This window comes from Pantoea sp. SGAir0215, assembly GCF_043543215.1.
Genome location: NZ_CP028031.1, coordinates 1223249 through 1248490 on the forward strand (window position 1 = coordinate 1223249; position 25242 = coordinate 1248490).

The following is a 25242-nucleotide window of genomic DNA, read 5'->3' on the forward strand; positions in this document are numbered from 1 at the left end:
TTCACAACAGCGCTGTTATTCAGCGTGCAAATAACTTTAATGATCAGGGCGAGTGAAATGCTCTCACGTCTCGCGTGGACTGCGCTCGCCTGTCTTTTATTCACCTGTCAACGCCGGGTTGGCCTCGGGGTAAAACATGAGTCATTCACATACGCGTACAAAAGAACGTAATACGTCTGATCTTGTCAGGGCCTCTGTTTCAGGATGGTTGGGTACCACGCTGGAGTTTATGGATTTCCAGTTATATTCCCTCGGTGCGGCTCTGGTTTTTCATGAAGTCTTTTTTCCCGGGCAATCAGGCGCAATGGCGTTAATTCTGGCTATGGGCACCTACGGCGCAGGTTATATCGCGCGTATTGTGGGCGCCGTCTTTTTTGGCAAAATGGGCGACCGCGTGGGCCGAAAAAAAGTGCTGTTTATGACCATCGCATTAATGGGCATATGCACCACATTAATTGGTGTGTTACCGACCTATCAGCAGGTCGGTATCCTGGCGCCTTTATTGCTGGTCGCGTTGCGCGTAATACAGGGATTAGGGGCGGGGGCAGAAATCGCCGGGGCCAGTACGATGCTGGCGGAATATGCGCCCAAAGGGAAAAAAGGCCTTATCGCTTCCCTGGTTGCCATGGGCACTAACTGCGGCACCTTGAGTGCCACCGCTATCTGGGCCGTCATGTTCTTGTTTTTCACTAACGAAGAGGTCGTCGCCTGGGCATGGCGTATTCCTTTTCTGGCCAGTTTTGTTGTGATGGGGTTTGCGCTCTGGCTGCGCTTTAATTTGAAAGAAAGCCCGGTGTTTGAAAATGTGGCAGCATCCGCAACCGTTACGCTCCGGTCGAAGGAAAGTCAGTCCATTTTTCAGTTAATTCAGGGGAAAGCGTTCTGGATAGCAACCGGCCTGCGGTTTGGCCAGGCCGGAAATTCGGGGATTATTCAGACCTTCCTGGCAGGCTATATGGTGCAAACGCTGTTATTTAATAAAGCGATTCCCACCGATGCCATCATGGTCAGTTCCGTGATTGGTTTTCTGACGATTCCCCTGCTCGGCTGGCTCTCAGACAGGGTCGGGCGGCGCATTCCCTATCGCATACTGACCGTCGGCTCGATCCTCCTGGCCTACCCGATGATTTCACTGATCGTCGACAAGTCCCAGGCTGTCAGCACCATTATGGTGTGCCTGATCGTGATTCATAACATCGCGGTGCTGGGCCAGGCCGCTATTGAAGGGATCACCATGGCAGAGATGTTTGGTTCGCGAAACCGCTTCGCACAAATGGCGATTTCAAAAGAAATTGGCGGGTTGTTTGCCACCGGATTAGGTCCTCTGCTGGCGGGGATATTTTGTCAACTTACCGGCTCCTGGCACCCGATTGCGGTGATGTTAATCTGTTATTCCTGCATCGGTCTGCTGGCGTCACTGATCATGCCTGAGGTGGCCGATCGCGATCTGACCGCAGAAGCCGATGCGGTGGAGGCACAGTCTGCCATCAGTCAGCACAGGGTGTCCACGCTCAGCCCGCGTCGCGGCGAATAATGACCTGTTTTCGAACGGCGTGCTTTACAGTGTCAACACAGGACTTTGTCTGAAAGGATGAGATAGAATGGCATCATGTAGGACATCATATGAGAAGGTGTTGTGAGCATAAAATCCATTCAGAAACAGAACGTTGTTAACGAAGTGTTCGAGCAAATCAAGGCCCGGCTACTGGACGGTAGCTGGCCCGCGGGCGCTCGCTTGCCTTCTGAAGCGGAGCTGACACACTCTTTCAATGTCAGCCGGGTGAGTGTGCGCAGTGCGGTGCAGCGGTTGCGTGATCTTGGCATTATCATCACCCGTCAGGGCAGCGGCAGCTATGTGTGCGAAGATTTCACTCCGCAGATGCTGAACAGCAGTGCCAGACCGCTGATGCACCTGAGTCGGGAAGCGTTTAATGACATGATGGTGTTTCGTCAGACCGTCGAGTTTAAATGTGTCGAGCTGGCAGTTGAACACGCGACGGAAGACGACATTACCCTGCTTGAGCAGGCCCTGAATAACATGCTCATCAACAAAGGGGATTACAAGAAATACTCGGAGGCCGATTATGAATTTCATCTGGCGATTATCCGGGCTTCCCATAACAGCGTGTTTTACAACGTGATGAAGTCAATTAAGGACATTTACTACTATTACCTGGAAGAGCTGAATCGCTCGCTGGGTATCACCCTTGAGAGCGTGGAAGCGCATATTAAGGTGTTTATGGCGATTAAAAACCGCGATGCGTCTTCGGCAGTGCAGGTGCTGAATGACGCGATGAAGCACAACGTGGTGGCTATCGACAGGATTAAGAACGGCGAAGGTCTGTCACCTGCGCAGCCCGTTCCCGCGCCGCGTTAATGTCATGTACCTGTAACAGTGAATGGGGCCGGTTACCGGCCCCGGGTGGCTTAGTGCAGACAGCACTGCTTGTATTTTTTACCGCTGCCACACGGGCAGGGATCGTTGCGACCAGGCTGCTTTGCTGCCGTGACAGGCTGTTGAACCTGAGGAATCGCCTCAGGCTGCGCAATCCAGTAATCGTGCAGCGCAAGAGCGGCAGGACGTATGGCATCCATGCTGCTTTCCATCTCTTCCGGCGTTAACGCATCGACTTTTTCGAGGTTTTCTTCCTTGCCATGCAGCGCGATGACGTCCAGTGATTCGTGCAGTTCGGCAGGCAGCGCAGACCAGTCCGTCAGCGCTACGCCGCGCATATAGCCATAGCACCACTCTTCCACCACGGTGAATTCCAGACCTTCCATTTCACGCACGCCAAACAACGGCTCAAATTGCTCCGGAAACTCGGACAGGCGGTCAGCGATATCATTCATATGTTGAAAGCAGAGCTCCATAAAGCGCGTCATTTCGCGCTCATTGCTCCATTTAGGGATATGCTTTTCGCCGCCCCAGAGCGCAACCAGCCAGCGGCTGGGTTCAACCGTTGTCGGGCCTGACAGTACGGCGGTGAGCAGGCCATCCAGTTCGGACACATCAAGAATAGATGCTTCGCTACCGTATTTTTCCAGCATATCATCAAGCCACTGCAGCTCTTTCTCGCTTAATGGACCTTCTTTCATGGTTCTCTCCGGGCGTTTCTGGTTCAGCAGAAAATTGACTGCGTGTAAAAGCGCGCAGTGTACACGCTTATGCATCTGATGGCAGCGCCATCAGATGCACAACGTAATAAGGGACACGACAGAGGCATTCTCTCTGTCGCTATGTTACTCTCCCGGCCCCGCAAGGCCTGATGCCAGAGGGAACGACAGGCGGAACGCCGCCTGGCAACCGGATAAAGATTTAGCTGACTGTGCCGATATAAGCACAGCGGTATCATCTTGCAGGATCGCGATGAAGCTTTTCGTCAGCGCCCTGATACGACAATAAGACGGGCGCGAGGACGTGACCAGAAAAAAGACGCTCATCCGGACGTTATCCGGCCTGCTGACCGGATGCTGCGGTATGTTGACACGGTTCGGCATAGTGACGATCGGTGCGGTAGGGTTAACCGCCTGCGGCACACTGTCGCAAACGTCCGCCCCCACGGGCGACAGGATTTATCTGACTCACAGCGCCTTCCACGATAATCTGGATGACCTGGTGCGCCATTACATGCAGCGCAAACAGGTCTCCGGCATCAGCATTGCCATTATCCACAAAATGCGCCCAAGTTGTTCTACAGCGCCGGCGTGACGGACGATGTCCATCGTTATCCGATTACGCCTGATACCTTGTTTGCGCTGGGCTCCTTGAGTAAAGGCGTAACCGCAGAGGTGATCACGCAACAAGTCGATGAGGGGCAACTGCGCTGGGAAGATACGCTGGCAACCCTGCTACCCGCAACAGTGGCATTGAGCCCGGATGCCCGTCGTATCACGCTGTTACAACTGGTGACGCACACGTCAGGATTGCCGCGCCAGGACATGGACCTGGCGATGTTTATGCAGTTCATGACTTATCTTCGCACGGGGCAGAATTTTTACGGCAATCTCGACGATGACCGGGTGCTCAGCTATCTGGCCGACTTTAGGGCACCCCGTCACCGCGTTCCTCAGTATTCAAATCTGGGTTATGCGCTGTTGGGCTATATCTTACGCACCCGATGCCACAGTGATATTGACAGCCTGGCCCGTCAGCGAATCTTTCGTCCACTGGGAATGACGCAAACGAGTTTTGTGCCTGAGCGCCTCAGCGGTTTCCCCATGCGGGCGCTGGGCCATGCTGGCGATCAGCCAAAGTTTATTCCGCGCGGCGATATTACGTCGGACTGGCGCTTCAGACGTAATATGATGGCTGCAGGCAGTCTGTACAGCAATGCCCGCGATCTCAGCGTCTATCTGCGGGCACATTTGACGCCCGGTCCGTATCCTGAAATCAACCGCGCGTTCGCCGGGGTGAATAAACGCGTATACCAACAGGGCAACCAGACGCAGAACATCGCCTGGGTAACGGACCGGCTGGAAGGACGAAACATCACTTATCAGGTAGGCTATATTGGTGGTTATTCGGCATTTATCGGTTTTGACAGAGAAGCTGGCAATGCGATTGTGGTGCTGCAAAACGCGTTTAACTGGAGTAACTACCTGGGTATCACATTGCTGCTTAACCTGGCAGAAAAAGACAGGTAAGGTGTAAGCAGGAGCCGGAATACGTTGCGATTCCTTACACTTACCTTTATGAGTGATGGAACGGTAATCCTGTTCAGATTGTCTTCAGAGTGGTCTACTGTTATTAAAATCAATTCAATGTGGAAATTATTATGCGCAGGACTCAAATTGCTTTAATTTCAGCGGGTTTACTGTTCGGCTCGCTGAGCCTTATCCCTACTGTTCAGGCCGCAGGCGAAACCACCGACAACGTGCCGCCGCCGCCGCAGGTTCAACCTGCTGCGCCTGCCAGCCCGTCTGGCGAGTCGAACGTACAGCCAGGCAGTAATGCGGCTCAACCCGAAACGGCACCCGTTCAGTCCCAGGCACCTGCGAGTTCTGACTCTAACGACGGTATTACGCCAACCACGCCATCGCATGCGGAGGGTAATCCCGGTAAGCCGAACTACGATCTCAGCACCATCATCATCGATTACAAAGAGCATAAAATCGGTGATACCGTGCCAGATAAATACCGCAGCAAGACCTATACCATCACGGAGTGGCAGAAACGTAACCTGCCTGCGCCTCAGCCCGGTACGCACTGGGCTTATATCAATGCCAATTACATCCTGATTACCGATGACACCGGTAAGATCGTCATGGGTAAATCAGGCGATATCTTCTTCCGCGGATAACCCCGTCGCCGGACGTCGGCACGACGCAACCGGAGAATGTGAAATAACGGCCTCGTCACGGGGCCGTTTTTTTTGGTTTTATCAGAGTAAGACTTCTCAACCTCTGCGTAACGTGGCAACGTGTTTTGATTAACCGAAACGCAGGAGGCACGATGGCACAGCACCTCAATCAGTATGGTCAACCGGTAGGGCAATCAATGCCCGACTGGCAGTCACGCCCTTTACCACAACGCGAGATTTTTCAGGGACAGGTCTGTCGGCTTGAACCCTTTAGCGTCGCTGCGCATGGGGCGGCACTCTGGCAGGCCTGGTCACTGGCGGAAGATGGTCGTGACTGGACTTACCTTTCAGATGGCCCTTTTGATGATGAGGCCGCATGGTTAGCTCATGCCAGAACCTTGGAGGCGAGTCGGGATCCGCTGCATTTCAGTGTGGTTGATCGAAAAACCGACAGGGCTGTGGGGACGCTATCGCTGATGCGTATTGACGCGGCGAATGGTGTGATGGAGGTGGGATTCGTCACCTTCTCCCGCTTACTTCGGCAGACAAGAATGGCGACAGAGGCACATTTTCTGCTAATGCGTTACGCCTTTGAACAGCTTGGCTACCGACGTTATGAATGGAAATGCGACAGCTGCAATCTGCCTTCTCGCCGGGCCGCGTTACGTCTGGGGTTCCAGTTTGAAGGGGATTTTCGCCAGGCCCGCATCTATAAAGGTCGCACGCGCGATACCAGTTGGTTTTCGATCATTGACAGCGAATGGCCGCAGGTGAAAGCGGGTTTTGAACGCTGGCTGGCAGAGACCAACTTCACCCGTGAAGGCCAGCAACGAGAAAAGTTGGAAACGCTTCGGGGCTGAGATCTGCCCCTGCCTGGTCGTTCAGACAAGCATGTATTTCATGGCCGCCATAAGCAGAGTGGTGGTCATGACCATAAGCAGACGTTTAACCCAGCACATATCGTTTTTTAACCCGCCGACATCCGTCCTGAGTTCATCCACATCGGTTCTCAGCGTACTGACATCCATAGTCAGCCTGTTCACATCGGTTTTCAGGCTATTAACGTCTGTTCTCAGCACGCTGACATCACTCTTCAGGCTATCGAAGTCCGTTCTCAGTATGCTGACATCACTCTTCAGGCTACCGAAGTCGGTTCTCAGTATGCTGACATCACTCTTCAGGCTACCGAAGTCGGTTCTTAACACGCTGACATCACTCTTCAGGCTACCGAAGTCCGTTCTCAACACGCTGAGATCGGTCTCCATATTCTCAGACTGCTTACTCAGCCTGAGAATATGCTGGTTATGACGCGTAAAAGCCTGCATGACATCAGCGCGCGAGAGTGCGTTGTCCTGCTGTATCTGCGCAAAAATATCGACCATCACTTCGGCCTGACGGTCATTGATGCCTGCCCGTTGCAGACGTTTAAACGCTTTATGTGTATTCATCATTGCGGTCGCCATTCATGCCTCTTCGCGTTTCATCACACCGTGATGGCATCATGACAGGCAAGCCGAAACAGTCACAGTACAGAGGCAATATCTTGCGGATTAAATCCAAAAATATCAATTAGTTAAACAGGTAATAATCATTTTTTTGCGTGGCGCTTCGCAAAAAGATGAGCGTTTTGCTGCTGCCGACATCGCCATTTCAATGCCGGCAGCCAACATCAGTGGCGTGACCACTCAGGGAAGGGGAACGACCTTGAGCTCGACCAGACCAATACCGAGTTTGCGCGGATCGTGTCCGGCGATATTGTTGAGGTTACTGAGTTGCGGCTCGGGCGGCGAGAGCGTTAACCGGTGGCTTCCTTCAGGATTGTCAAAACGTAGCGTATGGGTAGAGGGAATCTCCCCCAGCGTCAGCAACTGCTCAGTATCGCCCACCCTGACCGGTATTGGCCGGTGGATGTTCGGACCGTAGGCACGAGCGGTGATCACCAGATCAAAGTGCGCGGGCAACGGATCGACAAACTCAATCGTCACGTCGGGGGCAAGACTGGCATTCGACCAGCGTCCCCAACTTTCCTGGCGCGAAATGCCGCTAAACTGCTTCACACTGGCTGGCGCGCCGGGGATCGCAAACAGAAAGCTTTCAGCGTCATAACGAATCGCATTATCTTCGATGCGCAGCTGTGCCACAGCAAGTTGGTAGCGGGCATTGCTGAGGGTGTCTGCCGGGAACCGGGATTGACCTTTCCACTGAGGCGTATCAACGCGTGTGACGGTGGGCTGACCCGCAGGTTGCCCCATCGCAACGCACCAGTCACCGGACAGTGCCAGAGAAGGTTGCCAGATGCGGCCCATTTTGAAACAGCGATCGACCCAGATAAACTTCTCATCTGCTTTGAAATCGGCCAGCTGGAAACGCAACGGCGCGGAATATTCCCCTTCCGGCAGCGGCTCTATATGTTTATCTGTTACGCGCAACAGAATCGGCAATTTAAAGCTGGTTCCGGAAAAGCTGAAAGTATTTTTGGCCTGATTGATAATAAAACTGTCGATTTTGCTGGGAAAATTCCAGAGCTGAATAATATCGGGCTTCCAGCTTAAGACTTTGGTTTTCATGTCCTCAAACTGACTGGATAACGACACCGCTGACAGACTGCTGCGGCCCAGGCCAATCGCATTATCCCCGCCCAGGATATCCAGCAACGTGGCGCCGTTATCCAGCGTACTGCGTTTCATATCAATCACGTCGGTCTCAGGCCGATCGCCGCGAATCACCATAAACAAATCGTGGCGGGGATGCGTTATCAAAAAAGGGTGCGCGGTATTGTTCATCGCCAGATGATCGGAGGCAACCACAATCACCGTGTCAGCGAACCACGGGGACGCTTTGATACGGGCGATCAGTCGGGCGATATGTTCCTGTGAGCAGGATACCGCGCTGAACGACTGGTTGGGTTTACCCGCATAGCTGTAGCTTTTGCGCTGGCAACCGCGAGAAATAAAACCGTCGGGATGGTGCGTGTCGACGGTGAGCGCAAACAGCGCAAACCGTTTTTGCTGGCGTGACAGCGAGGCATAAGTGTCGTAAACCTTATCCAGCACCGTGTCGTCATAATATCCCCAGTTATTGCGGTACGTGGGATCGCGCACCTGATCTTTTAGCTCCTGTGCACCGTACATATGTGCGGCATCGAAACCGTGGGAATGCAAAAAGACATCTTTGCCTGCAAAGCGTAAATCGGCCCCCTGAATAAACCAGTTCTCATAGCCCGAGTTCTTCAGGATATCGCCCAGGCAGATATTTTGTGGATAAAAGCTGGAAAGGGAAGCGGAGGCATTGCCGTCGAAAGGGGCAAAAAGGGGAATGCCGCATTGCGATGCGACCATACCGGCAATGGTGTAATCCGTGCCGGGCAGTTGTTCGGTCTGACTGAAGTCCAGGCTTTGCTCTTTCTCGCGATTCAATTCGGGGGCCAGACCCGGAAAGGCCATCTGGTCGAAATAGGTGCGCTCCAGGCTTTCAGCGTAGATATACACGACATTAAGCGCAGGCCGCTCAATGCGGTTCTTCGGCACCTTATAAACGGTGTCGAAGTCAGAGTCGTCCCGCAGTGAGTAAGAGGTGATCAGTGTGCTGACCTGATGAAAAGCCGGCGTGGTCTGCACCGCACCGGCGGCGCAGATAAATGCGACCAGGCTCCAGCCAGGGTGAAAAGGGCGCTTACGGCGTCGAAGCAGCCATGATAAGGCGCAAAAGAGTAAAAACAGCACGATAAGCAGGCCAAGGCCGGGCACAACATATTTGCTCAGGCCCGCACCGGTCAGGCTGTTTGTCAGTGTATACACCACGGCATCGGTAATGCCCTCGCCCGTAAAATAATTGCTGGCAAACAGCGTGGCATTCAGCACGACAAACAGCATGAGCAACACCAGGACGAGGCAAAACCAGATTCTGTTTCGGCCTGCTTTACAGGAATAAACAGCAATCGCGGTCAGAAAAAGGAGCACTGACACGAATTCGGGCAACGTCACATCCTCTTATTATGTGAACCTGTCTCTTCTGAGGGGGACATTTTCATTAAATTGCGGCTCAATCTAGCTTGGCTGTCATCGGGCTGCAACCTGTCTGCCGCCATTTTGGCGGCAGATTCACATTGCCAACAGATAAAAACACGCCATCGCGAATGCTGAAGAACCCGTGACGGATTACGCGCGCTGCTCCTGGGGGGCCAGCAGTCTGGCGGGCGACGACAGAGTTTGATGCATGACTTCACCTATCAGGCTGGAGCGATTGTAAAAGCGCAGCTTAAGGTTGAAATCAAGATGTGTGCGTTCGCGGGCACTCAGTTTGATCACCGGAGGAGGCGTCAGAGGACGTTGCTGGAATAAAACAGAGCGGACAAACGCCGTGCTGTTACCGGCATCAACCCTGTGATAATACCCGGCGCTCGCTTCGGCTTTACGCAAAAGGAAATTGACCCGACGATGTTCGTCCATCGCCAACTGGTGGGCCAGCGACGGCAGCTCACTGTCAGGATGGCTGAGGTTTTGTCTCAGCGCAGGGAAGTCACTGCGTTTCTTTAACTCCAGCAGGTAGTTATGCATACCGACATATTTTACCGGTGCCAGTTGTTTGAGCCATTCCCGGATAAACGGGTTTTGGACGGGCGCGGCGAGAACGCTGGTATCAATCACCGGCCTGAGTGAATGACAGGTGGATTCCTGGCGGTAATAGCCGATCAAATCCCTGGGGCTGAGGCTGTGGGCCTGATGTATCCACGTCAGATCTTCAAACAGTAAGGTATGACAATCAATGCTGATGCCGCCATAACGGAGCAGCAGTTCCAGCCGGATGATGTCGTTTTTCAGCGCCTGCGTCAGATCTGAAGAGATGAACTGCAACTCAGGCAGCCAATGACTCAGCGTTTGCGGAGTCACCAGATGAACATCATGATCCGGATTATCGCGACGAAGTTTGCGAATTGTTAAGGCGACAGAGGCAGGTAACCGTTCGCCAGGCCAATAGAGCCAGACCGTTCTGGCAATGGCAGGCAGTGACTTAGGCACCGCGGTCAGTTCCACATCGTGTTCAAGGCCAGGATCATATTCTGGCGCACTGAGGGCACGGTGCTGTTTCATCGTCAGCAGCATACGGCTGGTGAAGGCGAGTTTTTCCCAATGGCGCCAGAGCGGAAGCAAAGAACGGCGATGCGAAGTCATATTTCACCTGTTATTTTGGTTATTGTGTTTTATGCCGGTCGTCAAAATAACGTGCTTAACTGCCAGCCTGTATCTGAACCGCTATAAAAGCAGACATCGCTGTACTGCAATGCTTATTCGTCTTGCCGGGTGATGTGACGATGGCACGTGGCAACGACGTTTTGAACAGGCGAAATCAACCACGCCAGGTTATTTAATAGAACACAATGTAGTCATTCGCTATGCCTGATAAACACTTTAGGATAAAACGGAAATAACGCTCAGCCGGAAACAAAAATAAATATTTATTCACGCTAATGGTTTATTTGTTTATGACAAACTGAGTCTGTCGTCATGCTGAACATTTAACTTCAAAAAAAACCGATACACTGTGAAGCTGTCAAAGGGATACAGGCTAAATCGGGATAAAAAAATTATTTAGCATATTTTATCAATTCTCAGGTGTACGCAGCCCGATAACCCTTGTCTACGCTTTAAGCTTACCGATGATAAAGGAGATGCCATGTCGTTTGACTCTCGAGGATTACTGGCGGTCGACAGACAAACCCGCCGTGCGCTGTTTCTCGATCCCGACACGTTTGCCGTCAGCCAGGCCGTGGACGTGATTCCGACGCGGCTGCATGAACTGCTGATGCTTGCGCCCTGGGGAAAAGCTTTTTTGCCCTTGTACGGCGATGCGATGCGAAGTGAACTCCCGCATCCCGGGCACAAAGTCGCCGTAATTGATCTTCGACGGCGGGAAATTACCGACTACATTGATCTGTCGCCGTCTAAAGCGCCCCACAGCGGTCAGTTAGGGCGGGATGGCAAAGTCTATTTGTGTTGCGAGAATCCAACGGCCGTCGTGGTGATCGACCCGCAGACGCATCGTGTTGAAAAGACCATTCCCATTCCGCTGGATAATACCCATCGCCTGACGCTCTCTCCGAGCGGCCGCAAATTATTTACCGACAACGAGCAGGACGCCACTATCACCGTGGTGGATCTCTGTGAGGCGGAAGGGCGCGTCATTGATACGGTGCTTATGCCGGACCCCGTTTCGGGTCTGACAGCTTCACCCAAACATCCCTACCTGATCGCCAGCGCCGCCGATGCGCCCTTGCTGTATGTGGTGGATCGCCAGAGTCATCGTATCCGCCAGAGGCTGGCTTTGCCCGATCATCAGCATCCCTGCCAGAAAGTGCGCTTTAGTCCGGACGGGGACTACCTTATGGCAATGGGTGATCAGGAGCCGACTGTGACACTGTTTGACGAGTTGCTTAATCCGCTGGGGCGAATCACGCTGGCTGGACAACCGCTCGATGGCTGTTTCAGCCCGGACAAAAAAAAGCTGCTGATCACGCATGATGACAATAAGACGTTAAGCGTGATTGATTTGATGCGCCAGACCGTGGTGGTGACCGCAGAAGTGGGCGCGGGTTATGAAACACTGAGCTACTTCCAAATCGATTAAATAAACGGGCGATGATAAATCGCGGAACTCCAGTGACGGCTGCTGGCATGCTTTTCGGCCTGCCAGCCACGCTTACGCAGTTCGCGGGCAATCATTTTGTTCATAATGCCGTGACCCAGCAATAAAACCGTGCCTTTCTCCGATAAGGCGATCAGCCTTTCTGCGGCGCGCGACGCCCGTGCGCGCGCATGTTGCAGTGATTCGGTCTCGCCCGCGTAACCACACAACCACATCGCACGCAGAATGGCCTGCCAGACAAAGGTGGGTAACTGAAGGCGATCGGCCCGCAGCAGCGGAATGCCGACTTCACTGAACAGCGCATCGACATGATGGGGGCGCAGCCCCAGGTGCGCCAGCGATGAGTGGGCGCGGGGTAACGGACTGCAGACGACAACCGCGGCGTTGCGCGCGATATTGATGCTGCGCTCAGGCGGCCCATCGCTGACCAGCGAAAGATCATAGGCTTCGCACCAGTCCGCCATGCCCTGCGCACTCAAACGGCGGGCAAAAGGGTGGGCGGGTTTGCCGTGTCGCATCAGGATAATGGTCATAACGTGTAAACAGCGTCCTCCAGGTCAGGTGCGGACAGGGCTCTGCGCGACTGTACGCGATACAAACGTGGTGCGTTGTCATTTTGCAGTCACACCAGTATGCGACAACAGCATCTGATGAAAGGTTCTGACGGCCAGTTTGGCTTAATGATAAAAGAAAAGTGAACCGGGTCTAGCGTTATGCTGTTTTTTTGCGCGTCAGGTTACAATTAACCCTCTGATTTTGCGTTAAAAATAGCATCTGATGCAGCTTGATACTAAAGAAAATCTAACAAATTTTCTCAAGTGCTATTGATTTATCTACGCGCGTAGATAAACTAGCTTCCAGTGATTGCTCTCGGTGCCCGATGCACGGTAGGCCGATCGAGGAACAAGTTACATTCGCCAGACTTATACGACCGCTGAAAAATACAGCGGCGAAGCTCGCGATACTGCGGATTCCAACACCAGGGAATCTTTTAACTTTCCTTTCATCATGGTTAGCCAACTGAATGTCGCCACCAGAGCGATTCTTCTGCTTAAAGTCAGGGAATTGTCTCTCGGAATGGCATTTATCTATCTGCATATTTTCAAGGGACAGCGTTTATGACGGCACAGCACTCCGTTACGACACAGGCATCACTGCCTTCTACCTCCGCCGCAGATGAGCGGTTTAACACCTCAGCCGGCCGCAAAGATTTTTGGCGCGCTACGGTTTCCTGTTGGTTAGGCACGGCAATGGAGTATGCAGATTTTGCGCTCTATGGCCTGGCTGCGGGCATCATTTTTGGTGATGTCTTTTTCCCCGAACAAACGCCCGCGATGGCACTGCTTGCCAGTTTTGCCACCTGGTCCGTTGGGTTTATTGCCCGTCCGATCGGTGCCCTGTTTTTCGGCTGGCTGGGCGATCGTAAAGGCCGCAAGGTCGTCATGGTCACCACCATTATCCTGATGGGCGCCTCCACCACGTTGATTGGGCTGATTCCCAGCTATGCTTCGATTGGCATCTGGGCGCCGGCCTGCCTGGTGCTGTTACGCTTCAGTCAGGGCTTTGGGGCGGGCGCCGAACTCTCAGGCGGAACCGTTATGCTGGGTGAATATGCACCGGTCAGGCGCCGTGGCCTGGTGTCATCGGTCATTGCACTCGGCTCTAACAGCGGCACGTTGCTGGCCTCGCTGGTCTGGCTGCTGGTGGTACAAATGGACAAGCAGAGTCTGCTGGAGTGGGGATGGCGCATTCCGTTCCTGAGCAGTGCGTTGATCGCTCTGGTGGCCTTGTGGATCCGTCGTAATCTGCGTGAAACACCGGTATTCGAGCGTAAAAAAGCAGAGCTTGCCGAAACGCGCGCCCAGGCGATTGCCGCGCATCGTTCTGAAGCGGATACACGCCCGTTCTTTCAGCGCACACGTGCCTTCTGGACAATGATCGGGCTGCGCATCGGTGAAAACGGCCCCTCTTATCTGGCCCAGGGCTTTATTGTGGGCTATGTCGCCAAGGTGCTGATGGTAGATAAATCCGTGCCCACCACGGCGGTGTTTATCGCCTCATTGCTGGGGTTCCTGATTATTCCGTTTGCAGGCTGGCTGTCTGACCGTTTTGGTCGCCGTGTGGTCTATCGCATGTTCTGCCTGCTGCTGATGATCTATGCCTGGCCTGCTTTTACCCTGCTGGATACGCGTGAACCGGCCATCGTGATTCCGGTGATTGTGGTCGGCATGGCGCTGGCTTCTCTGGGCATCTTTGGCGTACAGGCGGCCTGGGGCGTGGAGATGTTTGGCGTGAATCACCGTTATACCAAGATGGCGGTCGCGAAAGAGCTGGGTTCTATTATTTCAGGCGGCACCGCCCCGTTAGTAGCGGCGGCCATGCTCTCTTATACCGGACACTGGTGGTCTATCGCCGTCTATTTTTCCGTGATGGCCACGATTGGTTTCCTGACTACGTTTGTGGCACCGGAAACACGTGGGCGCGACCTTAACCTGCCAGAGGACGCTATCTGAAACAGGCTATGCTAAAGGCAGTGCACGTTAAGTGAGGAAGGGGAAGTGGCGAAACAGGTGAAAACCGCCGTGACGCGGAGTGACGTTGCTAAAGCTGCCGGGACCTCCGTCGCTGTGGTGAGTTATGTCATCAATAATGGCCCGCGTCCGGTCGCGGACGCGACCCGGCAACGGGTACTGGCGGCAATAGAGCAGACCGGCTATCGCCCGAATGCCGCCGCGCGTGCCCTGGCGTCAGGGAATACCAAAACGTTTGGTCTGGTGGTGCCCAATATCAGTAACCCCTTCGTCGCCTCCATGGCGCATATGCTGCTTCAGGAGTCGCTCAACCACGGCCATGTGATGCTGCTGGGTGATGCCGGCGACGATCGCAAGCGTGAACTGGAGCTGATTCAGGGGCTGCTGAACCGTCAGGTCGACGGTCTGTTTTACACCAGTGTCGATCGCCATCCTTTCATCGATATCATCAAAGCCAGCGGGACACCGCTGGTCATGCTGGATCGGGTCGACCCACAACCCGGTGTCAGCATGCTGCGGGTAGATGAGCGTGACGCGGCGTTTCAGGTGACGTCGCATTTACTCAGCCATGGCTATCAGCAGGTCGGGATGATCAGCGGTCCCCGGGACATGCTGAATGCGCAGGATCGTATTCAGGGCTGGCGCGATGCGCTGCGGGCGTATGGTTTGCCAGCCGATGATGCCAACATTTTCCCCGCAACCTATACACGTGAGGGCGGCTATCAGGCTGCTTTACGTATGATTGCCAGTAAACGGGTGCCGCGCGCCCTGTTTGCCAGCAACGAAGGTCAGGCGATTGGCTGTATTCGCGCCTTCAGCCAGCATGGCCTTCGTGTGCCGGACGATGTGGCCCTGGTCTGTTTTAACGGAACCGATCAATCCGCCTACCATGTTCCGGCATTAACCACCGTGCGCCAGCCGGTTAAAGAGATGGCTCGCTGTGCGATTCATATGCTGAAAGCGTGGAATGGCGAGGCACGGATTGAAGCATTCCCACACCAACTTGAGATTGGTGAATCTTGTGGCTGTCGGCCATCAGAACAAAACAAATAAAGCGACCTAATGAAAAGACTGATTATTGATTGTGATCCGGGGAACGGGATTGCCGGGGCCAATACTGATGATGGCCTGGCCCTTTCCCTGGCGTTAGCCTCACCAGGGCTCTCGCTGGAGTTAATTACGACGGTCGCCGGGAATACCCCGAGTGATGTCGGCGCACGAGTCGCTAAAGACTTAATGGCGCGGCTGGGCTGTGCGGTTCCTGTCGTACAGGGGGCTACGCGGGCGTTGTGCGAAGACCCTGCGCCCTGGCGCGCGCTGCTGGATAAGCGGGTCGAACAACTCGACCTGATGGCGTTATGGCAGGGCGTTCCTCAGCCTGCGGCATTACCGGCTGACGGAAACGATGCTGCTGAGGCGATGGGGCAGCTCATCTGTGATAATCCCGGCGAGATCACCCTGATTGCGATTGGCCCGTTGACCAATGTGGCGCTGGCCATGCAGCGTTTTCCCGCAATGGCCGAATCGGTAGCCGAGATTGTGATTATGGGGGGTGTCTTTGCGCTGGAAGACTACATCAAAGACACGAATTTCGGTGTGGATCCCGAGGCGGCTCATCAGGTGTTGCACAGCGGTGCCGCCATTACCCTGGTGCCGATGGATGTGACAACACAAACCATGCTGACCCAGGCCGATCTCAAACGTCTTACCCGGCATGCTCATCCGCTGACCCGTTTCGTGCGGGAGACGTTGCAGCCCTGGATAGATTATTCAATGCAGACCCGGCATCTGCCAGGTTGCTGGATTCATGACGCGCTGGTTGTCGCCTGGTTGCTTAATCAGCGTGTCGCCTGGGGCACGGATTACCGGGTCGATATTGAGCTCCGTCCGGGAGCCACACGCGGGAAAAGCTGGCGTTATCGTCAACCCCTGCGGCTGGATGTCGGTATCCCACCGGACAGCGGTGCGCTGGTACATGTGCTGCACAGTGTGGATAACGCTCTTTTGCTGTCCATCATTGAGTCGGCATTTCAACATCTTCCTGAATAACGTACAGGCGATTCGTCGCCTGACCTGCTGGCAGAAAGTCAGACACGCTTTCTTACAGCCTGATCCACTGCCTCACAATTACGCAATACGCTCTCCTCCTAAACATGATGTATACATTTGATTAACAATCACATCACTCTTCGTTAGCCACCAGAAAATTTTTGGGCGGAGCGCCAGAGTGTCTCAGAGAGGAGACTTGTATGCTTGACTGGACATCGACCCAGCGCAATGTGGCTTTCGCCTGTTTTGCCAGTTGGACGCTGGACGCTTTCGACTTTTTTATTCTGGTGTTTGTCCTGAGTAATCTTGCTCAGTACTTCCATAATTCCGTCACCGACGTGTCGGTCGCTATCATGCTGACGCTGGCGGTGCGCCCGCTGGGTGCCTTACTGTTTGGCCGGATGGCGGAAAAATATGGCCGCAAGCCCATCCTGATGCTGAATATCGTCTTTTTCTCGGCGTTTGAGCTGTTGTCCGCCTGGTCACCCACCTTCACCGCATTTCTGGCCTTTCGTGTTTTCTACGGTATTGCCATGGGCGGAATCTGGGGCGTGGCATCCTCGCTGGCGATGGAGACGATACCCGATCGTTCACGCGGTCTGATGTCGGGACTGTTCCAGGCGGGTTATCCCTGTGGCTATTTGCTGGCGTCCATTGTATTCGGTCTGGTTTTCGACATGGTGGGCTGGCGCGGCATGTTTCTTATCGGCGCTGTCCCGATTCTGTTGTTGCCGTTCATCTACTTTAAAGTCCCGGAATCCCCGGTCTGGCTGGCCGCGCGTGAGCGTAAAGAAAGCAGTGCCCTGATGCCCGTCCTGCGCCAGCACTGGAAAATATGTATTTACATGGTGCTGCTGATGGCCTGTTTTAACTTTTTCAGCCACGGCACGCAGGATCTGTATCCGACTTTCCTCAAAGTGCAGCATCAGTTTGATGCGCACACGGTCAGTATTATTGCTATCGCCTACAACATCGCTGCGATGATGGGGGGCATTTTCTTCGGTACGCTGTCAGAACGCATTGGGCGCAAGCGAGCCATTATTATCGCGGCGCTGCTGACGCTGCCTGTGTTGCCGTTGTGGGCCTTTTCCAGCGGTTCCTGGACGATTGGTCTTGGTGCCTTCCTGATGCAGTTTATGGTGCAGGGCGCCTGGGGCGTGATCCCGACTTACCTGAACGAACTGGTTCCGGGAAACGCAAGAGCAGTGTTGCCCGGCTTTGTTTATCAGTTGGGGAATCTCATTGCGTCCGTCAACGCGACGCTGCAGTCGCGCATTGCTGAAGCGCATGGCGGCAATTACGGTCTCGGTATGGCCATTGTAGCCGGGACGGTGGCAGTATTGATTTGCCTGTTTGTCGCCTTTGGCCGGGAAACGCGCGGCATGACAATTTCGGGAACGGTGGCAAAGCAGACGCACTAGCGCGTTTCACAGACATCTACCCATTTTGCCGCAGTGAGTTCAGCCATATGCTGCGGCGAAATGCGGACAGCGCTGTGAATCGATCCTGCGGCAGGCAACACTTCATCAAAGCTTTTTAACGAGATATCGCAATACACGGTCACCGGGTTTTCCAGGCCAAAAGGGCAGACGCCGCCCACAGGATGCCCGGTCCAGTTAATCACTTCGTCCACACTCAGCATGCGCGCTTTCGCACCCATCACCGCTTTCAGCTTACGATTATCTAACCGTGCATCACCGCGTGTGACCACCAGGATCACCTCATTTTTCACTTTAAGTGACAGCGTTTTCGCAATTTGTCCCGGTTCAACACCGTGAACACGTGCCGCCATTTCTACCGTTGCCGTACTGTATGGCATCTCAATGATGTCGATTTCCGGCGCACGCTCGGCAAAAAACTGGCGTACAGACTCCAGGCTCATTTTTTACTCCCGACTAATCGAAGGCGTAGAAATTGCCATAAGCCCGCGGTGGTGTAAACGGCAGAGCGAAAGAATAGGTAACAGAATGCATAACGGTACCTTACAGAGAGAGCCATGGCCGTCAGGCCGGGGACAGACGGCCCCCGGTGATGTACGATGTACGTGCCGACGGCTGGTGGTCCTGCGACCCGGCACGGCGGTTAGCCGATCTCGCTGACGGTGTTGTGAAGTACGGGGAGATCTTCCCAGGCGAGGATGGTATTGCGCCCCTGATTTTTTGCCACGTAAAGCGCACGGTCGGCATTCGCAACCGCCTGATCAAATTCATCATCGTAAATAGGGGCAATGCCTGCGCTGATAGTCACATGCGTAGAAACGCGCTCATTAAACATATGCGGTATTTCCAGGTTGACGACATATTGCCGAATACGTTCAGCCAGTTTCATGGCAATCGAGGCATTCACATTGGTCATCAGCACAAGAAATTCTTCGCCGCCATAACGGGTTACCACATCACGTGACCGAACGGCGTCACGAATAGCGACGGAAACGCGGGCCAGTGCCTGATCGCCCATCGCGTGGCCGTAATTATCGTTGTAGGCCTTAAAATGGTCGATATCAAGCAATAACACATAATGGCTGCCCGCATGATTATCCAGAATGTTATCAAGGCGGTTCTTCAGTCCGCGGCGGTTATATAAACCGGTTAACGGATCGAGCATACTGAGATCGCTAAACGATTCTTTCTCTTCATATAATTGATACATTAAGCGCAGTGTAAAATCTTCCGAACGTCGGCGCATTAAATGTTGTAAAGAAAACCCGATCAGCGGCAGGGCAATGGTCAATAAAATCAAGGGCAAATGCTGTCCGTGATCCAGCATCAGCACGGTGAGCATTGCGGGCGTGATGTGCAAACAAAACGCCACTAAATAATCGCTTAAGGCAATCGCACTGATAAAAAAAACGCACAGCAGACTGACAATCAGAAATCCACCATCCGTCAAAGAAACAAACTGGTAGCGGTGCTGAATATGCCACGCCCATAACCCGCCTAAAATCAACGCCACAGGATTTAACAGGGGTAATTTTAGTTTTGCCTTTATTAAACACGTGGCCAGCATCGTCATACTGAAGAAAGCCACCATAATCACCGGTAAAGTAACTTGTGTTTCATTGTTTTCTGCTAAAGGGAGCAGACAAAAAAGTGAAACTGCAGCGTTTAAAAACAAAAAGAGCATGAAAGAAAGGCGGTATTTGCTGTGTTTCAATTCATCATAAGATTCTATTTTCATTATTAATACTCGTGACGGCCCTGAAATAACAAAGCAAAAGCCGGCAAATGATTTCAGCCGATCGACAGATTTAATATTGCTGTTATAAATTGTGTAATCAGCCGCAATTTAGCATTTTCTTGTTTCTCTGTCATCTTCCCGCCGGGCCACAAAAAACAAGCTGCGCATTGAGAATAGTTATCATATGATAATGGGAATGGTTATCATCCCTGTGATCAGGTACTGTCCTGACAGCGATGACAGATGAGGAGACGATGATGCGCGGGATAAAACTGGACAGTGCATGGGCGGGCGTACTGGCCTGTGCGGTAATACCAGCCATGACGCTGTGGCAACCCAGCTTCGGGCAGTGGCGTATGATGATGTTGGTGGCGTTACTGCTGACAGTGCTGATGCTGTTTAATCAGCGGATGCGGCATTATGTGTTACTGCCTTCCTGTCTGGCGCTGGCGAGCGTGCTGGCCGCGATTAGCGTGAGATTAACCGGATAGTAACAGTAAAAAGGGAGCAGAAGAAAAAGAGAGGGAGGACAACGTTGGTGCGAAGAGAGGGACTTGAACCCTCACGTCCGTTAAGACACTAACACCTGAAGCTAGCGCGTCTACCAATTCCGCCACCTTCGCATCCTGTTGTCTTTTCATATCACCGCATTGGTGCGAAGAGAGGGACTTGAACCCTCACGTCCGTTAAGACACTAACACCTGAAGCTAGCGCGTCTACCAATTCCGCCACCTTCGCGCAGTGCTCGCGATATGAAATCTGTGATTTTGGTGCGAAGAGAGGGACTTGAACCCTCACGTCCGTTAAGACACTAACACCTGAAGCTAGCGCGTCTACCAATTCCGCCACCTTCGCATACCCGTAATACGTTACCGTATTACAACCACGGAGGCGCATTTTAGAGATTTTACTCAATGCGTCAACACATATTTCGCCAGACGGAAACGATCGCTGCAAAAAGCAACGTTTTCAGCCTGGCAACACGCAAAAAGGGCGAAAAAGGCAGAAAAAAGATTAACGGGCTTTCGCACCGCGACCGTAAACGGCACGGTAAACTTTGAAGCGACCGGTCTGCGCCAGCACTTCATGATTGCCAAAGGTTTCGTCCAGCACCTGGGGATAAGGCAGGAAGGCATTCGCCACAATGCGCAGTTCTCCGCCGCTGTTAAGGTGCTTAACGGCACCACGAATCAGCGTTTGTGCTGCATCCAGGCTGGTCTGTGTGCCTTCATGAAACGGCGGGTTGGAGATAATCATGTCAAAGCGCCCGGTGACATCGGAAAAGACGTTACTGGCAAACACTTCGCCTTCCAGACCGTTAGCGGCCAGGGTGGCTTTGCTGGCCTCGATTGCGGCGGCATGGACATCGCATAACCACAGGCGCACTTTGGGCGAATGCGCCGGTAACGACGCCGCAATCACGCCTGCACCACAGCCGATATCCAGCACTTTGCCTTTGGTATGGGGCGTGAATGTTGAAAGCAGTAACGCGCTGCCGGCATCCAGGCCGTCGCGGCTGAAAACGCCGGGTAAGGTATGGATGGTCAGGTCATCCAGCTGATAGCGGTTGCCAAAGGCCGAAGCATCAAAGGCGGGCTGCTTCTCCAGACGTCCGTGATAAAGACCGCAGCGCCGCGCACTGTCGATTTTTTCCAGGGTCACCCACTGCTCCAGCATGCCTTCTGCGCTGCGCACGCCGCTGCGGTTCTCACCGACGACAAACACATCACAGCCGACGGGCAGTAACGACAGCAGGTTCTGCAACTGAAACTGCACTTCAGGTTTGTTTTTGGTCCAGAAGTAAACCAGCGTATCGCAACCCTGCACATCGTCGGCCTGCGCAACCAGTCCATAACGCGCCTGGTCGCCCAGACGGCGGCTCAGGTTTTGCCAGTGATGATATTGTTGGGTATGCACACGGGAAGCGGCGGTCTCCAGCTGTGCGGGCAGGTCATCCTGCAGGTCGCCAGCAAATAAAACGTGGCGGGTGGAAAATTCATCACTGTGGCGCAGAATGACTTCACTGGCCGGGGTAAAAGCAGACATGTCGGGCTCCTGTAAGATCTGAGCGGAGATTATAGTGGTTTGTTGGCGCATGTTCGATGGGTTTGCTAGCATAGCGTCGCATTCCGCGAGCAAAGCAGGTATACCATGACGTCCAGGCGCGACTGGCTTTTACAGCAAATGGGGATAACGCAGTATCAACTGCGCCGCCCGCGCGTGCTCCAGGGCGAAATCGCCGTGCGGCTTTTGCCGGATACCCAACTGATTATCGTGGCGGAAAATCCGCCCGGTTTGCAGGAGCCTTTCCTGCGTGATGTTCTGCACACGCTCGGTCTGAAACCCACTCAGGTCATGACCGTTACGCCGGATCAGCTGCAAATGCTGCCGGAAACGTTGAACTGTGCAGGGTGGTTGCTGGGCGTTGAGAGCGAGCAATCCTTTAACGGCGTGGCATTATCGAGCGCCTCTTTCAATGAACTCCTGAGTAGCGGTGCCGCCCGGCGCGCGCTCTGGCAACAAATGTGTGAACATGACAGCCATTTCTTTTCTCACGCCTGACGCGATTCCCCAGGCTTTCGCGATTGAGTGCCGTAGCCATGCGTTTCCATGGCGCGAAGAGACCTTTATCAGCAACCAGGGCGAGCGGTTTCTCAACCTGCGGCTGGATGTCGAGGGCCAGATGGCCGCCTTTGCCATTACCCAGGTGGTGCTGGATGAAGCTTCGCTGTTTAATATCGCTGTCGATCCGGCGTATCAACGGCGCGGCTTCGGGCGGGCGCTGCTGCAGCATTTAATCGATCAACTGCTTGCACGCGATGTGATGACGCTGTGGCTGGAGGTGCGTGCGTCCAATGCACCGGCCATCGCGCTGTACGAACAGCTGGATTTCAACCAGGTCAGCCGCCGTCCCAACTATTACCCTTGCGCCAGTGGCCGTGAAGATGCCCTGATCATGGCGCTGACGCTGTAGCCGCTTGTAAGGAATGTCGATGTTAGATAACTGGGATTGCATTCTGTTTGATGCAGATGACACGCTGTTTCACTTTGATTCGTATGCCGGCCTGCAACGCCTGTTTGCCGGGTACGATGTCCGGTTTACCGACCAGGATTTTGCAGATTACCAGGCGGTCAACAAGCCGTTATGGGTGGAATACCAGAATGGCCAGTTATCCGCACTGGAGCTTCAGACTCGCCGCTTTGCCGGCTGGGGGCAAAAACTGAGCGTGGCGCCGGCCATTCTTAACGATGGCTTTCTGTCAGCGATGGCGGAAATTTGCCTGCCGCTGGAGGGCGCAGACAGCCTGATGACGCTGCTACACGGCCGCGTCAAAATGGGCATCATTACCAACGGCTTTACCGCCCTGCAGCAGCGCCGTCTGGAGCGTACCGGCTTTCTTGATTACTTCTCTGCGCTGGTGGTGTCAGAAGAAGTGGGCGTGCCTAAGCCTGACGCCAGAATCTTTGACTATGCGCTCGCGCAGCTGGGAAACCCACCGCGCGATCGGGTGCTGATGGTCGGCGATACGCCGGAATCCGATATCCTTGGCGGCATGAATGCCGGTATTAAAACCTGTTGGGTTGACCATGGGACGCGCCCCTTGCCTGACGCAATTAAACCCGACTGGCGGGTGAACACGTTATCAGAGCTGGAAGCGCTGCTCAGAGGCTGACTCTCGCCCGAAGTGCAACGTCAGTAAGGCCCGTGAAACGGGCCTTTTACATTGGGCTAAGCGTTAAGGAAAGCAGGAGAGGGCTGTCAGACGTTGACCTGTAAACCCTTCCGTCACGCGGAAGGTTTCGCGGCGTCGTCTTTTTTCTCGTCCTCTTCGTCATCCTCTTTCACAGGCGTACTGGCCGTGAGCAAAAACGGAGACTGCTGCCAGCGCGTGCGACGGTCGCGCAGTAACGTGCGACTCAGGATGATGCCAATGGCCAGCGCCAGCAGCATCATCAGGCGCAGAATATTGGTGGTGTTATCCACCTGGCGTGATTCGGTGACCAGCACGTGCGTATCCAGCGTAACGCGCAGAAAGCCAGCTGGGCCATTGCTGCCGCTGAGCGGCTGGACAATTTGATGATTAAAGTAACTGCCCGCGCGCTTGCCATCCAGCGCCAGCCGATCGCGCACGTTGATATTTTCGCCGCTGTGCGCCACCAGGCTGCCATCGCCTGCGTAGACGGACGCATCCAGAATACGGCTGTTGTCGGTCATCTGACTGATGATGGCCTCAATCTGGCTACGATTGTCTTCGCTGTTATCCATTAAGGGTTTCAGACTGAAAGCCACTTGCCGGGTCAGCGTCTGGGCCAGCTCTTCTGCCTGTTCAGAACGGGCCATTTGATGGCCAAGGCTAAACCAGGATGCGCCTTGCATAAGCACCACTAACAGCGCCAGTGAAATCAAAACAATCACCGTGCGATGTAAGCGAAATTTCAGTGCGGTTTTAGCCATTAATTATCCGAATCACGTGACGACAGAAAGCCTGGATATTATGTTGCCAGAAGCAGCGCAGACAAGGTAGCCTCTTGCGTGGTTTTGTTGTTCCTACAGGAGCCCTGATGTCAAATCATCTTACCTGGTGCGATCTGCCTGCTGATGTCTCTCTCTGGCCGGGGTTGCCCCTTTCACTGAGCGGTGATGAAGTCATGCCGCTGGATTACCGTGCTGGCCGAACCGGCTGGTTACTCTATGGCCGCGGTCTGGATAAACAGCGTCTGACCGATTACCAGCATCAGCTTGGGGCCGCCATGGTGATCGTCAGCGCCTGGAACGTCGACGACTATCAGGTTATCCGCCTGGCGGGGTCCCTGACGCCGTTTGCCAGCAAACTGGCGCACGAGCTGGCGCTGGACGTAGCGCCGCTGGGGAAAATCCCCCACCTGAAAACGCCGGGCCTGCTGGTCATGGACATGGATTCCACCGCCATCCAAATCGAATGTATTGATGAGATAGCCAAACTGGCGGGCTGCGGCGAGCAGGTGGCAGAAGTCACCGAGCGGGCGATGCGCGGCGAGCTGGATTTTACCGCCAGCCTGCGCCAGCGCGTGGCGACGCTGAAAGGGGCGGATGCCAATATTCTTAAGCAGGTGCGCGACGAACTGCCCTTAATGCCGGGTCTGACCACGCTGACCAAAAAATTACAGGCGCTGGGCTGGCAGGTCGCGATTGCCTCAGGTGGCTTCACCTATTTTGCCGAGTTCCTGCGCGATAAGCTGCATCTGGCGGCAATAGCCGCTAATGAACTGGAAATCCGGGACGGAAAACTCACCGGCGAGGTGCTGGGTCCTGTCGTTGACGCACAGTACAAAGCAGAGACGTTGAAAAAGCTGGCGAAGCGTTTTGAGATTGCGCCAGAGCAGACCGTGGCGATCGGCGACGGTGCCAATGATTTGCTGATGATAAAAGCGTCGGCGCTGGGCATTGCTTACCATGCCAAACCGAAAGTCAATGAGCAAACCGCCGTCACGATTCGCCATGCCGATTTGATGGGCGTGTTTTGCATCCTGACCGGTAGCCTGATTCACGAAGAGCGTTAACT

At 54.0% G+C, this 25242-nt stretch carries 23 protein-coding genes, 3 tRNA genes and 1 pseudogene; 15 read left to right on the forward strand and 12 right to left on the reverse strand.

What is annotated here, in order from left to right; all coding sequences use genetic code 11:
- Positions 1–136: 136 nt before the first annotated feature.
- Both C1N64_RS05785 and C1N64_RS05790 read left to right on the forward strand, forming a co-directional pair.
- A complete protein-coding gene (locus tag C1N64_RS05785; protein ID WP_367143336.1) occupies positions 137–1534 on the forward strand; it encodes an MFS transporter in 1398 nt (465 codons plus the stop codon).
- A 102-nt stretch (positions 1535–1636) separates the two neighbouring features.
- Positions 1637–2377, forward strand: coding sequence for a FadR/GntR family transcriptional regulator (locus tag C1N64_RS05790; protein WP_033740167.1), 741 nt, complete (start codon positions 1637–1639; stop codon positions 2375–2377).
- A gap of 50 nt (positions 2378–2427) precedes the next feature.
- On the opposite strand, the gene C1N64_RS05795 is transcribed toward C1N64_RS05790, so the two are convergent.
- Complete coding sequence (locus tag C1N64_RS05795) at positions 2428–3096, reverse strand: YecA/YgfB family protein (protein WP_039338808.1); 669 nt, start codon at positions 3094–3096, stop codon at positions 2428–2430.
- Positions 3097–3478: 382 nt separating this feature from the next.
- On the opposite strand from C1N64_RS05795, the pseudogene C1N64_RS05800 reads away from it, so the two are divergent.
- The 3 genes and pseudogenes from C1N64_RS05800 to C1N64_RS05810 all read left to right on the forward strand — a co-directional run bounded on the left by C1N64_RS05800 (position 3479) and on the right by C1N64_RS05810 (position 6160).
- Positions 3479–4644, forward strand: a pseudogene (locus C1N64_RS05800) (serine hydrolase domain-containing protein).
- A gap of 131 nt (positions 4645–4775) precedes the next feature.
- Positions 4776–5300, forward strand: a complete 525-nt coding sequence (locus C1N64_RS05805) for an RcnB family protein (protein WP_172913099.1) — start codon at positions 4776–4778, stop codon at positions 5298–5300.
- Between the two features lie 152 nt (positions 5301–5452).
- A complete protein-coding gene (locus C1N64_RS05810) occupies positions 5453–6160 on the forward strand; it encodes a GNAT family N-acetyltransferase (RefSeq protein ID WP_172913100.1) in 708 nt (235 codons plus the stop codon).
- Between the two features lie 21 nt (positions 6161–6181).
- On the opposite strand, the gene C1N64_RS05815 is transcribed toward C1N64_RS05810, so the two are convergent.
- The 3 genes from C1N64_RS05815 to C1N64_RS05825 all read right to left on the reverse strand — a co-directional run bounded on the left by C1N64_RS05815 (position 6182) and on the right by C1N64_RS05825 (position 10471).
- A complete protein-coding gene (locus C1N64_RS05815) occupies positions 6182–6751 on the reverse strand; it encodes a coiled-coil domain-containing protein (RefSeq protein WP_394515326.1) in 570 nt (189 codons plus the stop codon).
- Positions 6752–6985: 234 nt separating this feature from the next.
- A complete protein-coding gene (gene opgB, locus C1N64_RS05820) occupies positions 6986–9277 on the reverse strand; it encodes a phosphatidylglycerol--membrane-oligosaccharide glycerophosphotransferase (protein WP_394515327.1) in 2292 nt (763 codons plus the stop codon).
- A gap of 180 nt (positions 9278–9457) precedes the next feature.
- The gene (locus C1N64_RS05825; protein ID WP_039338803.1) at positions 9458–10471 is read right to left on the reverse strand and encodes a glycosyltransferase family 32 protein; all 1014 of its coding nucleotides are present in this window, start codon (positions 10469–10471) and stop codon (positions 9458–9460) included.
- Between the two features lie 502 nt (positions 10472–10973).
- On the opposite strand from C1N64_RS05825, the gene C1N64_RS05830 reads away from it, so the two are divergent.
- Positions 10974–11924 carry a WD40 repeat domain-containing protein gene (locus C1N64_RS05830; RefSeq protein WP_394515328.1) on the forward strand — a complete coding sequence of 317 codons (951 nt, stop codon included), beginning with the start codon at positions 10974–10976 and terminating at the stop codon, positions 11922–11924.
- Here the strand turns inward: C1N64_RS05830 and C1N64_RS05835 are convergent.
- On the reverse strand, positions 11921–12475 hold the full coding sequence (locus C1N64_RS05835) for a histidine phosphatase family protein (RefSeq protein WP_033740177.1): 555 nt from the start codon (positions 12473–12475) through the stop codon (positions 11921–11923). The two genes, C1N64_RS05830 and C1N64_RS05835, sit on opposite strands and share 4 nt — an antisense overlap.
- A 585-nt stretch (positions 12476–13060) precedes the next feature.
- Between C1N64_RS05835 and C1N64_RS05840 the strand changes: the two genes are divergently transcribed.
- The 4 genes from C1N64_RS05840 to C1N64_RS05855 all read left to right on the forward strand — a co-directional run bounded on the left by C1N64_RS05840 (position 13061) and on the right by C1N64_RS05855 (position 17943).
- Positions 13061–14455 carry an MFS transporter gene (locus C1N64_RS05840; RefSeq protein WP_367143332.1) on the forward strand — a complete coding sequence of 465 codons (1395 nt, stop codon included), beginning with the start codon at positions 13061–13063 and terminating at the stop codon, positions 14453–14455.
- 45 nt (positions 14456–14500) lie between these two features.
- On the forward strand, positions 14501–15526 hold the full coding sequence (locus C1N64_RS05845) for a LacI family DNA-binding transcriptional regulator (RefSeq protein ID WP_033740178.1): 1026 nt from the start codon (positions 14501–14503) through the stop codon (positions 15524–15526).
- 9 nt (positions 15527–15535) lie between these two features.
- A complete protein-coding gene (locus tag C1N64_RS05850) occupies positions 15536–16522 on the forward strand; it encodes a nucleoside hydrolase (protein ID WP_033740179.1) in 987 nt (328 codons plus the stop codon).
- A 200-nt stretch (positions 16523–16722) separates the two neighbouring features.
- A complete protein-coding gene (locus C1N64_RS05855; protein ID WP_394515329.1) occupies positions 16723–17943 on the forward strand; it encodes an MFS transporter in 1221 nt (406 codons plus the stop codon).
- On the opposite strand, the gene C1N64_RS05860 is transcribed toward C1N64_RS05855, so the two are convergent.
- Together C1N64_RS05860 and C1N64_RS05865 are read right to left on the reverse strand one after the other, a co-directional pair.
- The gene (locus C1N64_RS05860) at positions 17940–18404 is read right to left on the reverse strand and encodes a YbaK/EbsC family protein (RefSeq protein ID WP_162286091.1); all 465 of its coding nucleotides are present in this window, start codon (positions 18402–18404) and stop codon (positions 17940–17942) included. The two genes, C1N64_RS05855 and C1N64_RS05860, sit on opposite strands and share 4 nt — an antisense overlap.
- A 200-nt stretch (positions 18405–18604) precedes the next feature.
- On the reverse strand, positions 18605–19699 hold the full coding sequence (locus tag C1N64_RS05865) for a GGDEF domain-containing protein (RefSeq protein ID WP_039338799.1): 1095 nt from the start codon (positions 19697–19699) through the stop codon (positions 18605–18607).
- A 257-nt stretch (positions 19700–19956) separates the two neighbouring features.
- Here C1N64_RS05865 and C1N64_RS05870 point away from each other — a divergent pair, with 257 nt between their 5' ends.
- Positions 19957–20190 (forward strand): DUF1435 family protein, encoded by a 234-nt coding sequence (locus C1N64_RS05870; protein WP_006121831.1) that lies wholly within the window; start codon positions 19957–19959, stop codon positions 20188–20190.
- A 45-nt stretch (positions 20191–20235) separates the two neighbouring features.
- Here C1N64_RS05870 and C1N64_RS05875 read toward each other — a convergent pair.
- The 4 genes from C1N64_RS05875 to rsmC all read right to left on the reverse strand — a co-directional run bounded on the left by C1N64_RS05875 (position 20236) and on the right by rsmC (position 21745).
- A tRNA-Leu gene (locus C1N64_RS05875) sits at positions 20236–20322 on the reverse strand.
- 28 nt (positions 20323–20350) lie between these two features.
- Positions 20351–20437, reverse strand: a tRNA-Leu gene (locus tag C1N64_RS05880).
- A 30-nt stretch (positions 20438–20467) separates the two neighbouring features.
- A tRNA-Leu gene (locus tag C1N64_RS05885) sits at positions 20468–20554 on the reverse strand.
- Between the two features lie 159 nt (positions 20555–20713).
- Complete coding sequence (gene rsmC / locus C1N64_RS05890; protein WP_039338798.1) at positions 20714–21745, reverse strand: 16S rRNA (guanine(1207)-N(2))-methyltransferase RsmC; 1032 nt, start codon at positions 21743–21745, stop codon at positions 20714–20716.
- 105 nt (positions 21746–21850) lie between these two features.
- Here rsmC and C1N64_RS05895 point away from each other — a divergent pair, with 105 nt between their 5' ends.
- From C1N64_RS05895 to yjjG, 3 genes are read left to right on the forward strand one after another with little or no spacing between them, the layout of a single operon-like run.
- Positions 21851–22261 carry a DNA polymerase III subunit psi gene (locus C1N64_RS05895; protein ID WP_006121833.1) on the forward strand — a complete coding sequence of 137 codons (411 nt, stop codon included), beginning with the start codon at positions 21851–21853 and terminating at the stop codon, positions 22259–22261.
- Complete coding sequence (gene rimI / locus C1N64_RS05900) at positions 22233–22673, forward strand: ribosomal protein S18-alanine N-acetyltransferase (RefSeq protein WP_006121834.1); 441 nt, start codon at positions 22233–22235, stop codon at positions 22671–22673. The genes C1N64_RS05895 and rimI overlap by 29 nt, the downstream gene beginning before the upstream one ends.
- A 19-nt stretch (positions 22674–22692) precedes the next feature.
- Positions 22693–23373, forward strand: a complete 681-nt coding sequence (yjjG, locus tag C1N64_RS05905) for a pyrimidine 5'-nucleotidase (protein ID WP_006121835.1) — start codon at positions 22693–22695, stop codon at positions 23371–23373.
- 113 nt (positions 23374–23486) lie between these two features.
- Here the strand turns inward: yjjG and C1N64_RS05910 are convergent, their stop codons facing one another.
- Positions 23487–24155: a YtjB family periplasmic protein gene (locus C1N64_RS05910; protein ID WP_033740187.1), complete on the reverse strand. Its 669-nt coding sequence runs from the start codon at positions 24153–24155 to the stop codon at positions 23487–23489.
- Between the two features lie 107 nt (positions 24156–24262).
- On the opposite strand from C1N64_RS05910, the gene serB reads away from it, so the two are divergent.
- The gene (serB, locus tag C1N64_RS05915; RefSeq protein WP_033740188.1) at positions 24263–25240 is read left to right on the forward strand and encodes a phosphoserine phosphatase; all 978 of its coding nucleotides are present in this window, start codon (positions 24263–24265) and stop codon (positions 25238–25240) included.
- The last annotated feature ends 2 nt before the right edge of the window (positions 25241–25242 follow it).